We start from the raw sequence: 13,759 nt of genomic DNA on the forward strand, positions 1-13,759 counted from the left end.
GTACACCGATGGCGCACGCGTCGGCAAGGCTGACCCGTACACCGACGGCGCATTCGCCTGAGGCAAGCGTCTGAAATACGGCCGGCAAGTTGCCGGCCCCCTGTAATCACCGGGCTGCCAGCGTGCGGCCCGATTCATGGAGTCGATCATGCGTTGGCTTGACACTGCGCTGATCCTGGGTGGATGGGTAGGGCTTTGCCTGGTAAGCGGGTCCCTCATCACCCTTGTCGCACGCGCGCTGCCGGCCTGAGCCGGGTGCGGTGCAGAAAGTAGGAGTTGAAACCATGAAAACCCGGTCTGTACGTGAAGAGCTGGTCGAACATGCACTGGTGCTGATCCGCCGTCGGGGGTTCAACGGTTTCAGCTACCGCGACCTGGCCGAACTGGTCGGTGTCAAGACCTCAAGCATTCACTACTACTTCCCCTCCAAGGACGACCTGGTACTGGAAGCGGTGCGCGAATACCGCGCCCGCAAGCAGGCGCGCCTTGATGCCATCGACAGCAGCCTGCCGCCGGCCGAGCAGGCGCGTCAGTACCTGGCGCCGCTGTGCGCCGGTGCGGGCACCGACCAGGCCTGCCTGGTCGGCATGCTGGCGGCTGATGTGCTGATGCTGCCGGAATCCGTGCGCGGCGTGATGCGCGACTTTGTCCGCCTCAACGAGCAATGGCTCGCGCGGCTGTTCGAGCGCGCGGCCGTGCAGCGGCAGACGCCTTACCCCGCATCGCCGCAGCAGCTGGCGCAGGTGGTGTTCGGCGCGTTGCAGAATGGCCTGACCAGTGCGCGGTTGTTCGGCACCACCGACCGGCTCGATGCCGCGGCGGCCATGCTGTCGAGCCTGATGCCGGCGGAGCAGGCGCTAGCCGTTGCCTGACGGGATCCTTGATACGGCCCCGCACAACCACTGCGGATCGTCGTGGGGCAGGTCGTGGCCGGCCCAGTGGTGCGTCAGCACCGGTGCGTTCCAGGCCTGTCCGATTTTTGCGGAACAGGCCGGGTCGACCAGCCGGTCGGATGCCGAGGCGATCAGCAGCACCGGGCAGCCTGGCGCCCTTGCGGGCGCGCGATAGCGTGCCGCCGCCACCAGTTGCGCCAGCGCCGCGCTGCGGCTGACCGGCGCATCGGCAGCGATCGCCTGCCAGGCCGCGATGTCGGCCGCGAGCGTGTCCGCGCGCGCGCAGGTGATGGCGTGGATGGTGCGCTCGCAATAGGCGCGGTCGTGCCAGCGCTGCGCCACGCGCAGCAGCTTGCCCCAGTTGCGCGGACGCAGACGCTGCATCGGCGTGCAGAAGGGCCGCATGCTGGTATTGACCAGCACCAGCGCCGCCACTTCGTCCGGATAGCTGCTGGCCCACTCGGTGGCGACCATCGCGCCCAGCGACATGGCCAGCACGCGGTACGGTCCGCGCGCTCCGGCCGCCGACAGCTGCCGGCGCACCGCGCTGACCATGTCGCGCACGCACCAGGGGGCGGGTTGTACCGACAGCGCGCCGTTGCCCGGCAGGTCGGGCAGCAGTGGCCGGCCCAGCCCGGCCGCTTCCCATTGCGCGGGCAGGTTGCCCCAATGACGCGTCTCGCGCGTCAGTCCCCGCAGGAATACCCATCGGCTCATGCCATCCTCAACAGTTCACGGCAACGTTTCTGTCTGCCAGTGCGCGCGCGCCTGCTGCAGCAGCGCCTCGCGCTGCGGCCCGCGCGGCAGCCAGCGCTCCGGCGCAACCGCGACGCGCCCGAGGAAATCGAACAGGCTCACATGGCGGCGCAGCACGCGCGCGGTGCGGTGCGCCTTGATCGGATTGAAGATACCTTCGCGCGAGAACAGCTGGCGCGGGTTCTTCTTGATCCACAGCCACGAGCCCAGCTCCAGCGTCATCGGCAGGAACAGGCTGCCCGCCGGCGCGAGGTCATATGCATAGTCCCACAGGTCGCCATGCAGCAGGTACTGGTGGCTTTGCGGCTCGAAGGTGTAGCCGTGGTGCGGGTGCGCCTGCTCGAACAGGGTCTTGAGCAGGTACATCTCGGGCAGGTGCGCCATCGGCCGGCGCGTGCGCGCGTACGGGAACCAGATGCTGTCGCGCCAGCCGTAGCCGGAGTGGCAGTCCACCGCAAAGCTGAGCGGACGCGGCAGCAGTTCTTCCTGCACCACGCGCAGCAGCGCGCGGCTCTCCAGCTCCATCGGCGCGCCTTCCGGGCCGCGATACCAGGGCAGCCAGGCGCCAAGGCGCTGCCCGCCGGCCAGGAACGGCACGCGCGCGTCGGCGTCCTGCGGGCCGTTGCGCATCAGGTCGACGCCGTTCGGATTGGCCCGGGTGCCGGCCCACATGCCGCCGGGATTGACGATCGGCATGAACACCAGCCGCACGGCCTGCAGTTCGCGATGCAGCAGTTCGTCCCACGCCAGCCGGCCGAGCACAGAGCGCAGGTAGTCCAGCACCAGTTGCGTGCCGATCCGCTCCAGCCCGTGGATGCCACCGAAGATGCCGATGGCCGGCGCCAGCGGGTCGCGGCTGCCGAGGGTAGCCACATGCACGCCGAAGCGGTGTCCCTGCACCGCGGCTTCGCACACCACGCGGCAGTCGAGCACGTGGCTGGCGGCGTCGAGCAGCGCCAGCAGCTGGTCGTATTCAGGAAAGGCGTCGGCGCGCGCGGTCATGCCGCCCGCGGCTCGGCGGCGGCATCGGCCGCATCGGCTGCCGTCACGCAGGCCAGGAAGGCACCCACCAGGCGCGTGCCGCGCCGGCTCTGCAGGCAGTACAGGTATTCGTTCAGCACCGGCGCGCCGCGCGAGAACGGCACCACCCGCAGCAGCGGGTCTTGCGGCACCTCGCCCAGCGGCACCACGCTCGCACCGAGATTCTGGCGGATCGCTTCGTAGATGGCCTCGCGGCTGCCGATCACGGTATGCCGCGGCAGTTGCTGCGCGCAGGCGGCGAGCGCGTCCTCGGTCGCCTTGCGTGTCATCGAGCCGTGCTCGCGCACCAGCAGGTGGCAGCCGCGCAGCTGGCCCAGGTCCACCTGCGGCAGGCGCGCCAGGGCATGGTCCGGATGCACGACCAGCACCATCGGTGCCGAGGCCAGGCGGATGCGCGCAAGCCTGTCGTCTTCCACCGGGTGCGACGACACGGCCGCGTCGATCCGGTACTCGAACAGTGCTTCGAGCATCTGCTGCGAATTGCCGATGTCCAGGCTCACCTCGATCGCCGGATAGCGCTGCCGGAACGCGGCCACCGCGCGCAGGATGTAGTAGGGACCCGTGGCGCCGAGTCGCAGGCTGCCGAAGCGCAGGTCGCCGGCGTTGCGCAGCAGGTAGTCGGCCTGGCCTTCGTGCTGCATCAGCTGCTCGACCACCGGCATCAGTGCCAGTCCCACGTCGCTCAGGTCGACCCGGCTGGCGCGGCGGTGAAACAGCTCGACGCCATACGACTCTTCGAGCTGGCGGATGCGGCCGGTGACGGTGGGCTGGCTCACGCGCAGCTGCCGGGCCGCCATGGTGATGCTGCCCTGGCGCGCCACTTCGAAAAAGGTCATCAGCAGGTCGCCAAGCATGGTCATCCGCAGTAGTTGGGGGAGCGGACCGGACAGGTCCGGACGACCGCGCAGTCTAGCGGGGCAATATGACAATACGGCGACGCCCGCCACGGCGCGGGCCGGGCGGGCGTCGCATCGCGCAAACGGGCCTCGGTCAGTCACGCCCCCATGGCCGGATCCGATACGCCGTCCGTGCCGGTTTCGATACGCCCGGCAAAGCGCCGCGTGAAGCCGCCCTGCGGCGCAGTCACGCTGAAGTCGTACCAGTTGCCTTGCAGCCCCACCGGCCAGTGCTGCTGCAGCTGCTTGCCGGCCGGCACCTCGAAGCTCCACGGGCCGTCATTGCGGTAGGCATTGGGCCGCACGGTGAAGGTACAGGCGGCGCTGCCGGTGTTGATCAGGTCCAGGTAGACCGCGGCGTTGGCGATGTCATAGCAGACGCGGATCTCGGGCGCGCTGGCGCCCGCGGCGCCGGCCGCGGCAACGTCGCCGCCGAAGGCGCGATGGAAGCCGTTCGGACCCAGCACCCACAGGTCGTACTTGCCGGCGTCGCTGGCGAAGACATCCCAGCTGCCGTGCAGTTCCTTGCCCGGCTCGACCATATAGCGGCGCGGCACGCGGTCCAGGTGCAGCCGGTCATAGACGTGGAATACCGCGGCGGCCTTGCCGCTGTTGGCGAACAGCAGCCGCACCACGCGTTCCCGGGCGTCCTCCCGGGCGCTGACATGCAGCTCGTATGGCAATGCGCGCGACGGACGCGTGCCGCGCTCCTGAGGCGGCATCGGCTGGGTGCCTGCCGGGGGCAGCGGCACCTGCGGCAGCACGCCCTGCGCGGTGCGGATGGCATCGGCTTCCGCCTTGTCGCGGCTGGGCAGCGAGGGCAGCGGGTTGGCGTTGGGGCTGACGAAGTTGAAGGCCGAGGTCAGGTCCCCTGCCACCGCGCGGCGGAAGCTGCTGATATTGTCCTCCACGACGCCAAAGCGGGCCTCCAGGAAGCGCAGCACCGAAGTGTGGTCGAACACCTGCGAGTTGACCCAGCCGCCGCGGCTCCAGGGCGACACCACATACATCGGCACGCGCGGACCGGGGCCGTAGGGATGCTTGTCGACGTGGTATTCATCCGCCAGTTCGCCGGTGGGCAGCGTGGTCGCGCCGGCCAGCGTGTCGCCGTCATAGGCGGGGGCGCACGGCGGCGGCACGTGGTCGAAGTAGCCGTCGTTCTCGTCGAAGTTGATCAGCAGTACCGTCTTGCTCCAGATCGCCGGATTGGCGGTGAGCGCGTTGAGCACCTCCTGCGTGTACCACGCGCCTTGCACCGGGCTGGACGGCCCGGGGTGCTCGGAATAGGTGGCCGGGGCAACGATCCACGACACCTGCGGCAGCGTGCCGGCGGCAACGTCGTCGCGCAGTGCCTGCAGGAAGCCGCCGTCCGGCATGGTGTTGGCCACGCCCTTGAGCAGCGGGCTGATGGCGTCGTCGGCGGTGGTGTACGGCGGATAGGGGCTGCCGTTAGGCAGGTTGCCGCGTGCGGCGTTGGCGTCGCGGTATTGCTTGAAACCCGCGAGCGGATTGTCGGTGAAGTTGTCCGGCATGTTCTGGTAGACCTTCCAGCTGACGCCGGCCGCGTTCAGCCGCTCAGGGTAGGTGGTCCAGGTGTAGGGCGTGTTCGAGCCGGTGAAAGAGTCGCCGCTGTTGTCGATCACCGGGCCGCCATGCGTGCCGGCCGGATCGTTGGTACCGGTCCAGTGGAACAGCCGGTTCGTGTTGGTGCCGCCGTGGAAGCTGCAGTGGTAGGCATCGCACAGCGTAAAGGCATTGGCCAGCGCCATCTGGAAATCCAGCTCGGCCTCGGTGTAGTAGCCCATCGACTGGGTCTGCTTGTAGGTGGGCCATTTGTTCATGCGGCCCAGGTCCCAGGCGGCTTGCGCATCGGGATAGGAGTGCGGTGTGCCGCTGACGCGCTGCGCATTGCCGGCGCTGCTGTCGAGGTGGTAGGGCAGGACCGTGCGCGTGGTGCTGCCGTCGGTATAGGTCTGCTGCCAGACGTTGAGGCCGCCCGCGAGCGGGATCGTGAAACGGTCGCCGAAGCCGCGCACGCCGCGCAGCGTGCCAAAGTAGTTGTCGAACGAGCGGTTCTCCTGCATCAGGATGACCACGTGCTCGACGTCGCGGATGGTGCCGGTGGCATTGTTGGCGGGGATCGCCAGCGCGCGGCGGATGGCCGGGGGGAATGCGGCCAGCGCGGCGGTCGCGGCGGCGCTGCCGCCCGCGAGCTTGAGGAAGTTGCGTCTGCTATGCGAATTCATTGGGTTCTGGGCCGGATGGGTTCAGGGGTGAGACGGGCGGCTGCCTGCGTCAACTCAGGGCGCGCAGCGCAGTTGCGGCGTGACGGCGGGCGGCTGGCCGGGTTCGTTGCCGCCACCGCCCGGGGTGCCGCCTGGGGTGCCGCCCGGCGTGCCGGTGGCCGGGCCGTCGCCGGAGTCGCCGCCACAGGCGGAAAGCGCCAGGCACAGCAGCAGGGCGGCCAGCGTGGAAGATCGGAGAGTCATGGTGTCGTGCTCCTGCAGGGATGGGGCGGCGCCGCGCCCCGGAGAGTTGTCGGCGCCGGGTCAGCGTTTCAGGGGTTCAGCGTGGACAGCGGCTGGCGCGCGCCGGTGATGGTTTTCAGTTCGTCGAGCGTCAGCACCCGCGTCCACATCGCCAGGTCGTTGAAGCCCATCACCCCCTTGAGCGCGCCGGGGTTGTTGCCCACGTAGTTGTGCGTGGCGTCGTCATTGACGCCCCAGCCGGTGCCGAGCCCGGCCAGCCTGGTGACATCGGTGTTGGCGATGGCCTTGTTCTCGGTCTTCTGCAGGCCCAGCACCGGGTCGATGACGTAGGCGCTGAAGCGCTTCGCGGCGGCATCGACCGACAGCGCCAGGTAGGCCCACTGGTTGGCCGATACCTTCATGCCGTTGATATCGTCGCGCTTGCCGCCGCTGCCGAGGTTGAAGCGGAGTTCGCAGCTGCCGAACAGGCCGATGGCGATCCCCGGGTTGCTGCCCGAGAAGTAGTTCTTGTTAGCCAGTACCGGTGCACCAGTGCCGTTGCCCTGGGTGCAGTCGGTGCGGAACCAGAAGCCGATGGTGAATTGCGGGCTCAGCGCGATGTCTGCGCCGTTGTGCACCAGCTTGTAGGTGTCGACATTGGAATCGACCCGCAGCGACTTGCCGGTGAAGTTGTCGTCGGCCAGCGAGCCGCCGTCGGTGCCGGCCACCCACGGGCCGAGCGTGGCGCCGCCCTTGCTGTCGGCAAACGGCTTGCTGTCCATGCTGAAGTACGTGGCCAGGCCATCGCGCAGCGTGGGCGCCAGCGTGACGGGTTTGACGTAGTGGATCTGCGCCAGGTACGACACCGGCACGTCGTTGCGTACCAGCGTGTAGTTGAAGCGGTACAGGCCGGTGGGCATGTCGAAGGCGCTGTCGGTATACTCGCGCGCGCCCGGCGCCAGCGAAGCCACCACCACGCCGTCGCGCAGTACGCGCGTGGTGCCGAAAGATTCGGTGGGGTTCTGCCAGGTCAGCGCGATGGTGTCGCTGTAGCGGCCGACACTGGCGCCGATCCCCCGCACGCCGGCAGCGGCCGCCTGCAGCGGTGCGCCGTCGAGGCGGCTGGCGGCGGGGTCGGCGGCCACGCCGGCGTGCAAGAGCATCGTCGGCACCAGATCCGCCTCGGTCGGCAGCGCCGACAGTTCCGCGGCGGTGACGGGCGCGGTGGCGCCAGGCCGGGCCAGCGCGGCATTCAGCGTCTTGTTGGTGGCGAGGAATGCGGTGCGGTTCTCCACGCTCGGCGCCGTGGTGGTGGCGCCGGTGGCATCGAGCCCGTGGCTGGTGGTAGCCAGCACCAGCCAGTCTTCGCCCGGCTGCGCCTGGCGGCGCGCGGCGACGGCGGCCAGCAGTTCACCCAGCGCCGTGTCGGTGTCGGCGAGGGCGCGCGCATAGGCGCCGCCGCCGAACCCGCCGGTTTCCGCCGCGGCGGCCGGGGCGCTGTACTGGGCAAATACCACGCCGTAACCGGATTGCAGCTGGCGCAGCGCGTTCTGCGTGACGCAGCTGTCTACGCCGGCACAGTCAACCAGCGTATCGAGCGCGCCGGATTCCTGTTCGGCCCTGAGCAGGGCCGGCAACACCATCGAGCTGGTCACGGCGCCTTGCTGCAGGCCGGGCTTGCCAGCGTCGCGCAGATGGCGGAAGACGGTGGGCGCCTGCAGCGGCGTGCTGCCGGTGTCGTCGTCGACGCCGTGGCGGTTGGCCCAGGTGCCAGTCAACACCGTGGCCCAGCTGGGCGCGTCCAGCGTCGGCTGCGCGGTGACGGTGCCTGGCATGCCGCCGGTCGCGGCTGGCACCACGTTCAGCTGCGCCAGGTTGGGCAGCTCGCGCCGCAGGATCGCGCGCTGGACCTGCGCATAGGTGGCGCCGTCGATGCCTACCAGCAGCACGCGCGGGCCGCCCTGGCCGGCGGGCGCCGGCGCCGTGGCCTCGGTGTCCGCCGGCGCGGGCCCACCGGCTGCGGAGTCATCGCCGCCGCAAGCCGAAAGTGTCGCGGCCATTGCCGCCGCCAGCGCGGCCAGCGCCGCTGCGGCCCGCCCGCGCCCGTTGCCGTCGCCACGCGCTGCATGCTTTCCTGCCATCTGTCATTCCCCTGTCTGTCTGCGTTGTTCTGCGCCGGCGGCCGGTGCCGCGTGGCGGATTGCGCTCCCCGCAATGCGCTCGCAGAGTAAAAACAGGGGTTGTCACCGTGGTGACAGAGGGGGAAAGAATGCTGATGCCGCTATTCAGATTCTTGCGGGTATTGCGGACAAAGGGGCTTCAGCTGCCGGCCGAGGCGCCACCCTGTACGTCGAGCCGACGCATCGTGCCGCCCATCGCCGCATGGCCGAAGGCTGCCAGCAGCACGGTCCACGCGCATTGCAGGCCCAGCCCGGCCAGCATGGCCGCACAGCCCAGCTGGCCGAAACAGATGCGCGCCGGAATATAGCGACAGATGTCACCACGGATGGAACATCGTCGCTAGGGTGTCTCTCTGAATCGCCTCGCGAGCTTATGCAAACGCTCATCGTCCTCTGGTGTCCTATGGCTTGCCGTGAGTTTCCACCATGCTACGTAGAGGCCGTAGGCAAGCCATGCGTCCCGGATATTGTTGCCGCGACCGCTTTCCGACTGACTGAGGATAAGGCGAATCGATTTCTCGGTAGTTGTCGTAATTTCGTCGTAACACTTTCGAAGGTTCGAACTCGGGTCGGTCGAAGCGGCAGACTCGACCAGGCTCGCCGCAGTGTGAAGGGAATGGCACATGGTCGCTTCCAATAACGCCGCCATGATTAACGGCCCGGCCGCGCCTGACTATCGGCTCGCGGTTGGCAATGGAGCTGACGCCGTCGCTGCCTGCGGTGTCGCCTCGGGGCATCGACGCAGGTCGCTGAGTGTCTGCAATTGACGCGCCCGATTGTCGGCGCTTTCCATCGCGCTGCTCTTCTCGATCATGTTCCCAATGCCGAAGTCTCCCAGGAATGACAGGATTGAACGGCCACTGAACTCGCTCTCCTTCTCAACGGCCTGGGTAAAGCCATTTACCTTTGCCTGCTCAAGCTGAATCTCACGACAGGACATCGTCTGCCGCTCGAAGTCCGTCACCGTCCCGACCCGCCCGTAGTTCTTTGTCGCGCAGCCCTGAATTGCCAACAGGCCAAGACCAATCGCCAGAATCGACCGATGCATGAGGAACCCCCTTTTGTTGTGCTGTCAGATTAGTTCCTGCCGGGTTCGCGCAATATCGAGCAGAAGTATGTTTCAGGCGTGAACATGCCTGAAGTCGCACCTGGTTTGGCCAGCGGCGCCTGGAGGTATTGTTGAGGCCGCGCCGGGGCATGCGGAACTGGACACCAGGCCACGTGAGACTCGCGGGATGGGGCCGACGCGGTCCGCGCATCGTTCGGTCATATGGCGCCCGCTACAAGCGATTTGTCGGCGCGCATGGCGCGCGCCCGCCCATGTCGAACGCGAGCTCGGACCAGGCCTGCTGGCGACGGCGCGGGCGCTGCAGGAACGCCTGGCATCGCGCGGATAGTTCCCCGGGAACGGGCTCCCTGGCCCGCCCCTGCCTCAATCCCCAATGGATCGTAGCGCGGTGGGTCTCAGGTCCATTTCAGGTCATGCAGGCGGAAAGGCATCGAGCGCAAGCCGCTTTCCGGTAGCCTGGAAGATGGCATTGCCACTGCGGGCGGCTCGCCGATACGCAGCATCGACCGCTGCGCGGCACGCCAATTCCGGTTTCCTGCACACCTCAGCTGCGGAATCCCACGCTCTGCATGATCATCCGCAGCGCCCATGCCGCCACCCCCAGCGCAGCCACGCTGGCGAGCCAGATCAGCACCAGCCACCCCAGCCGGCGCAGCCATGTCGACGCGGCCATCAGTGATAGCCCTCGCCGTGGCGGACCTTGCCGCGGAACACGTAGTAGGCCCACACCGTGTACATCAGGATGAAGGGGATGATGAACAGTGCCCCGACCAGCGCAAAGCCCTGGCTCTGCGGCGGCCCTGCGGCATCCCAGATCGAGATCCCGGGCGGGATGATATTGGGCCAGACGCTGATCGCCAGCCCGCTGTAGCCGAGGAACACCAGCCCGAGCGCGTACAGGAACGGCGCCATGTTCGGCTCGCGCCGAAGCGCGCGCATCAGCATCAGCATGCACAGCACCACCAGGATCGGCACCGGCGCGAACCAGAACAGGTTCGGCAGGCTGAACCAGCGCTCGGCGATCTCCGGATGCGTCAGCGGCGTCCACAGGCTGATCACGGCGATCACCGCCAGCAGCACCCACGCCAGCGCCCCGGTCAGCCTGATCATGCGCTGCTGCAGGTCGCCTTCGGTCTTCATGATCAGCCAGGTGCTGCCCAGCACGGTATACGCCACCACCAGCCCGACGCCGCAGAACAGCGGGAAGGGCGCCAGCCAGTCGAGCGGGCCGCCGGCAAAACGGTGGCCTTCCATCCTGATGCCGTCGATATAGGCGCCCAGCGCCACGCCCTGGAAGAAGCTGGCGGTGGCGGAGCCCAGGATAAAGGACGCGTCCCACACCGGGCGTTCGCGGTCGTTGGCCTTGAAGCGGAACTCGAACGCCACGCCGCGGAAGATCAGTCCGAGCAGCATCAGCATCAGCGGCAGGTACAGCGCGCTCAGCACGACCGAGTACGCCAGCGGGAACGCCGCCAGCAGCCCGGCGCCGCCCAGCACCAGCCAGGTTTCATTGCCGTCCCAGACCGGCGCCACCGTGTTCATCATCACGTCGCGGTCATGGCGGTCGGGGATGAACGGAAAGAGCATGCCGATGCCCAGGTCAAAGCCGTCCATCACCACGTACATCATCACGCCAAAGAAGATGATGACGATCCAGAGAAGGGAGAGATCGATGCCCATGGTGTCAGCTCCGGGTGCGCGCGGCGGGGTTGGGGGCAAGGACTTCGTCGTCGTCCACGGCGGAGAGCGGGCGGGCCGGCGTATGCTCGCGCCCCGGGCCGCCTTCCGGCCTTGGCGCTTCCAGCACAGGTCCCTTGCGCACCAGCCGCATCATGTAGGCGATGCCGACGCCGAACACAAAGAAGTACGCGATCACGAAGATCCCCAGCGTCAGCGCCAGCTCGGGCACGCCGTGCGGCGAGACCGCGTCGGCGGTGCGCTGCAGGCCGTAGACCACCCACGGCTGGCGGCCGACTTCGGTCGTGTACCAGCCCGCCAGGATCGCGATCACACCGGCCGGGCCCATCCACAGCGCCATATGCAGGAAGGCGCGGGCGCGGTACAGCCGTTCGCCCCGGCGCAGCAGCAGGCTCCAGGCGCCCAGCGCGATCATCAGCAGCCCCAGGCCAACCATCACGCGGAAGGACCAGAACAGGATGGTGGAATTGGGCCGGTCCTCCGGGGCGAATTCCTTCAGCCCCTGGATTTGCCCGTCCCAGGTGTGCGTCAGGATCAGGCTGCCCAGGCGCGGCACTTCCACCGCAAAGCGGGTTTCCTCGCGCTGCATGTCGGGCCAGCCGAACAGCAGCAGCGGCAGCCCTTCGTTGCCGTGGTTCTCCCAGTGGCCTTCCAGCGCGGCGATCTTGGCGGGCTGGTGCTTGAGCGTGTTCAGGCCGTGCAGGTCGCCGATCACGGCCTGGATCGGCGCGACGATCAGCAGCATCCACATCGCCATCGACAGCATCTTGCGGATGGCCTGGTTGTCGCGGCCGCGCAGCAGGTGCCACGCGGCCGAGGCGCCGACGAACAGCGCCGTGGCCAGGAACGCCGCCACGCTCATATGCAGCAGGCGGTAGGGGAAGGACGGGTTGAAGATGACCGCGAACCAGTCGGTCGGGACCACGCGGCCGTCGATGATCTCGAAGCCCGCCGGCGTCTGCATCCAGCTGTTCGACGCGAGGATCCACGTGGCGGAAATCAGCGTGCCCAGCGCCACCATCACGGTGGCGAAGAAATGCAGCCCGGGCCCGACGCGGTTCCACCCGAACAGCATCACGCCGAGGAAGCCCGCCTCCAGGAAGAAGGCAGTCAGCACTTCATAGGTCAGCAACGGCCCGGTGATGCTGCCGGCGAACTCGGAGAAGAAGCTCCAGTTGGTGCCGAACTGGTAGGCCATCACCAGCCCGGAGACGACCCCCATGCCGAAGTTGACGGCGAAGATCTTGGACCAGAAGTGATAGAGGTCGCGGTAATGCGGGCGCTTCGTGCGCAGCCAGCAGCCTTCCAGCACCGCCAGGTAGGCGGCCAGGCCGATGGTGATCGCGGGAAAGACGATGTGGAAGGAAACCGTAAAGGCAAACTGGATGCGGGCGAGGTCGAGCGCGGTCAAACCAAACATAGTTATTCTCCGTGGCGCTGGCCTGGCGCACGCCTGCGGGACGGCGCGGCGCTGCGGGGGCAGGCCGGCCAGCCGGCGGGGCGCGCCGGGGGCGCGGGCCGTAGGCGCGTGCGGTAAGCGTAGTGTACGCGGCGCGCAGCGCGATGGGCAGCAGGCCGGGCGGGTGACATTTCGCCGCAGCGGGGCGGCGCGGACACAGCCTTGGCCAACTGCCGGAAATCATCCTACCCATCCGCCTATGGGAATAACAGCATCACATCGGCGAAAAAATACCGTATCAGTTTTTCGCAGTGCAGCAGGAGGCAGGGTTTGCGTCTCCGTACAGTTGTCAGGGCGCAACGTCGGGGCGGCGTGCAGGGAATGTGGGACGCAGGCCGCGACGCCCCGCCGTGACTAAGCCGCGAGGATCTCCGCCGCTGCCTGTCGCAGGCAAGCCAGTAACTGGTCCGCACTGATCGACGGCGCCCGCTCGCGCAGCGTGATGATGCCGACCGGCGGCAGTTCCACTGGAACCTCCATGTTCAGCACCTGCAACCTGCCGTCGTCCTGCATGCTGCGTGCCGCCGATGCCGCCATAAAGCCTGCGGCGCCACGCTGCACGACGAACGTGCTCAGTGCCAGGTAAGACGAAGTCTCGACGACGTCCTGCGGCGGATGCAGCCCGTAGTGGTAAAACGCCTGCTCGATCTTCACCCGCAGCGATGCCCACGGCGGGGGCAGCACGCACGGCATCGCCGCCAGGTCGGCCCACCCCGGCCGCGCCTTGCGCGCGAGCTTGTGGCCGCGCCTGACCACCACGACCATCGGCTCTTCATACAAGGCCTCGGTCTCGAGGTCCGGCGCCGCATAGCCTGGCTCGAGCCGGCCGACGATCAGGTCCAGTTCGCGCAGGCGCAGCTTGGGCAGCAGGTGGGTCAAATCGCCTTCCTCCACCAGCACGGTGGCCCGCGCATGGCGATCCTTGAGCAGCCCCACCGCGCGCGCCAGCAGCACAGGCAGGGCAGCGCCCATGGAGCCCACCTGCACGCGCCCCGACGCGCCGCTCTGCACCGCCGCGATCTCGTCGCGGGTCTGCTCGTACTGCGCCAGCACCGAGCGCGCGAAGCGCACCAGCGATTCGCCGGCGGGCGTGGGCTCGGTGCCGCGCGTCGAGCGCGTGAACAGCGTCAGCCCGAGCATCTTCTCGACTTCGGTCAGCACGCGTGACACCGCGGGCTGGCTCACCGACAGGAACTCCGCGGTACGCCCGAGGTGGCGGAATTCATCCAGCGCCACCAGCAATTGCAGATGGCGCAGCTTGATGTTGGAGCGCAGCGCGCGATCGATCTTGACCATGGC

Annotated in this window: 13 protein-coding genes; 1 reads left to right on the plus strand and 12 read right to left on the minus strand. The window is 68.2% G+C overall.

Translation table 11 applies throughout. From position 1 onward, the window contains the following. The first annotated feature begins 284 nt into the window (after nucleotides 1-284). Nucleotides 285-872: a TetR/AcrR family transcriptional regulator gene (locus J8I34_RS22275; RefSeq protein ID WP_029050524.1), complete on the plus strand. Its 588-nt coding sequence runs from the start codon at nucleotides 285-287 to the stop codon at nucleotides 870-872. On the opposite strand, the gene J8I34_RS22280 is transcribed toward J8I34_RS22275, so the two are convergent. From J8I34_RS22280 to J8I34_RS22335, 12 genes are all read right to left on the minus strand, one after another. Further along, nucleotides 858-1,610 carry an alpha/beta fold hydrolase gene (locus tag J8I34_RS22280; protein WP_209775982.1) on the minus strand — a complete coding sequence of 251 codons (753 nt, stop codon included), beginning with the start codon at nucleotides 1,608-1,610 and terminating at the stop codon, nucleotides 858-860. The two genes, J8I34_RS22275 and J8I34_RS22280, sit on opposite strands and share 15 nt — an antisense overlap. A 15-nt stretch (nucleotides 1,611-1,625) precedes the next feature. Beyond that, the gene (locus tag J8I34_RS22285) at nucleotides 1,626-2,651 is read right to left on the minus strand and encodes a M14 family zinc carboxypeptidase (RefSeq protein WP_209775983.1); all 1,026 of its coding nucleotides are present in this window, start codon (nucleotides 2,649-2,651) and stop codon (nucleotides 1,626-1,628) included. Then, entirely contained in the window at nucleotides 2,648-3,544 is an 897-nt protein-coding gene (locus J8I34_RS22290) for a LysR substrate-binding domain-containing protein (protein WP_209776003.1), read from the minus strand. Before J8I34_RS22290 ends, J8I34_RS22285 begins: the two co-directional genes overlap by 4 nt. A gap of 140 nt (nucleotides 3,545-3,684) precedes the next feature. Next, the gene (locus J8I34_RS22295) at nucleotides 3,685-5,832 is read right to left on the minus strand and encodes a phosphocholine-specific phospholipase C (protein WP_209775984.1); all 2,148 of its coding nucleotides are present in this window, start codon (nucleotides 5,830-5,832) and stop codon (nucleotides 3,685-3,687) included. Between the two features lie 54 nt (nucleotides 5,833-5,886). Next, a complete protein-coding gene (locus tag J8I34_RS22300) occupies nucleotides 5,887-6,075 on the minus strand; it encodes a hypothetical protein (RefSeq protein WP_209775985.1) in 189 nt (62 codons plus the stop codon). A 68-nt stretch (nucleotides 6,076-6,143) separates the two neighbouring features. Continuing rightward, the gene (locus J8I34_RS22305) at nucleotides 6,144-8,195 is read right to left on the minus strand and encodes a LamG-like jellyroll fold domain-containing protein (protein ID WP_209775986.1); all 2,052 of its coding nucleotides are present in this window, start codon (nucleotides 8,193-8,195) and stop codon (nucleotides 6,144-6,146) included. A 178-nt stretch (nucleotides 8,196-8,373) separates the two neighbouring features. Next, nucleotides 8,374-8,496, minus strand: coding sequence for a hypothetical protein (locus tag J8I34_RS35270; RefSeq protein WP_256441848.1), 123 nt, complete (start codon nucleotides 8,494-8,496; stop codon nucleotides 8,374-8,376). 411 nt (nucleotides 8,497-8,907) lie between these two features. After that, nucleotides 8,908-9,282, minus strand: coding sequence for a hypothetical protein (locus J8I34_RS22315; protein ID WP_035878992.1), 375 nt, complete (start codon nucleotides 9,280-9,282; stop codon nucleotides 8,908-8,910). 565 nt (nucleotides 9,283-9,847) lie between these two features. Next, nucleotides 9,848-9,976 carry a DUF2474 domain-containing protein gene (locus J8I34_RS22320; protein ID WP_084402730.1) on the minus strand — a complete coding sequence of 43 codons (129 nt, stop codon included), beginning with the start codon at nucleotides 9,974-9,976 and terminating at the stop codon, nucleotides 9,848-9,850. Then, nucleotides 9,976-10,983 carry a cytochrome d ubiquinol oxidase subunit II gene (cydB, locus tag J8I34_RS22325; RefSeq protein ID WP_209775987.1) on the minus strand — a complete coding sequence of 336 codons (1,008 nt, stop codon included), beginning with the start codon at nucleotides 10,981-10,983 and terminating at the stop codon, nucleotides 9,976-9,978. The genes J8I34_RS22320 and cydB overlap by 1 nt, the downstream gene beginning before the upstream one ends. Before the next feature lie 4 nt (nucleotides 10,984-10,987). Beyond that, entirely contained in the window at nucleotides 10,988-12,421 is a 1,434-nt protein-coding gene (locus J8I34_RS22330; RefSeq protein ID WP_029050517.1) for a cytochrome ubiquinol oxidase subunit I, read from the minus strand. Nucleotides 12,422-12,814: 393 nt separating this feature from the next. After that, a complete protein-coding gene (locus J8I34_RS22335) occupies nucleotides 12,815-13,756 on the minus strand; it encodes a LysR substrate-binding domain-containing protein (RefSeq protein ID WP_209807044.1) in 942 nt (313 codons plus the stop codon). Nucleotides 13,757-13,759: the final 3 nt, after the last annotated feature.

Origin of the sequence: Cupriavidus phytohabitans (assembly GCF_017815025.1) — a bacterium.
Classification (GTDB): domain Bacteria; phylum Pseudomonadota; class Gammaproteobacteria; order Burkholderiales; family Burkholderiaceae; genus Cupriavidus.

What these genes read in the sequence shown, in the direction of transcription:
- J8I34_RS22275 (WP_029050524.1), top strand. Translation starts at nt 285, where the DNA reads ATGAAAACCCGGTCTGTACGTGAAGAGCTGGTCGAACATGCACTGGTG.
- J8I34_RS22280 (WP_209775982.1), bottom strand. Translation starts at nt 1,610, where the DNA reads ATGAGCCGATGGGTATTCCTGCGGGGACTGACGCGCGAGACGCGTCAT.
- J8I34_RS22285 (WP_209775983.1), bottom strand. Translation starts at nt 2,651, where the DNA reads ATGACCGCGCGCGCCGACGCCTTTCCTGAATACGACCAGCTGCTGGCG.
- J8I34_RS22290 (WP_209776003.1), bottom strand. Translation starts at nt 3,544, where the DNA reads ATGCTTGGCGACCTGCTGATGACCTTTTTCGAAGTGGCGCGCCAGGGC.
- J8I34_RS22295 (WP_209775984.1), bottom strand. Translation starts at nt 5,832, where the DNA reads ATGAATTCGCATAGCAGACGCAACTTCCTCAAGCTCGCGGGCGGCAGC.
- J8I34_RS22300 (WP_209775985.1), bottom strand. Translation starts at nt 6,075, where the DNA reads ATGACTCTCCGATCTTCCACGCTGGCCGCCCTGCTGCTGTGCCTGGCG.
- J8I34_RS22305 (WP_209775986.1), bottom strand. Translation starts at nt 8,195, where the DNA reads ATGGCAGGAAAGCATGCAGCGCGTGGCGACGGCAACGGGCGCGGGCGG.
- J8I34_RS35270 (WP_256441848.1), bottom strand. Translation starts at nt 8,496, where the DNA reads ATGCTGGCCGGGCTGGGCCTGCAATGCGCGTGGACCGTGCTGCTGGCA.
- J8I34_RS22315 (WP_035878992.1), bottom strand. Translation starts at nt 9,282, where the DNA reads ATGCATCGGTCGATTCTGGCGATTGGTCTTGGCCTGTTGGCAATTCAG.
- J8I34_RS22320 (WP_084402730.1), bottom strand. Translation starts at nt 9,976, where the DNA reads ATGGCCGCGTCGACATGGCTGCGCCGGCTGGGGTGGCTGGTGCTGATC.
- cydB (WP_209775987.1), bottom strand. Translation starts at nt 10,983, where the DNA reads ATGGGCATCGATCTCTCCCTTCTCTGGATCGTCATCATCTTCTTTGGC.
- J8I34_RS22330 (WP_029050517.1), bottom strand. Translation starts at nt 12,421, where the DNA reads ATGTTTGGTTTGACCGCGCTCGACCTCGCCCGCATCCAGTTTGCCTTT.
- J8I34_RS22335 (WP_209807044.1), bottom strand. Translation starts at nt 13,756, where the DNA reads ATGGTCAAGATCGATCGCGCGCTGCGCTCCAACATCAAGCTGCGCCAT.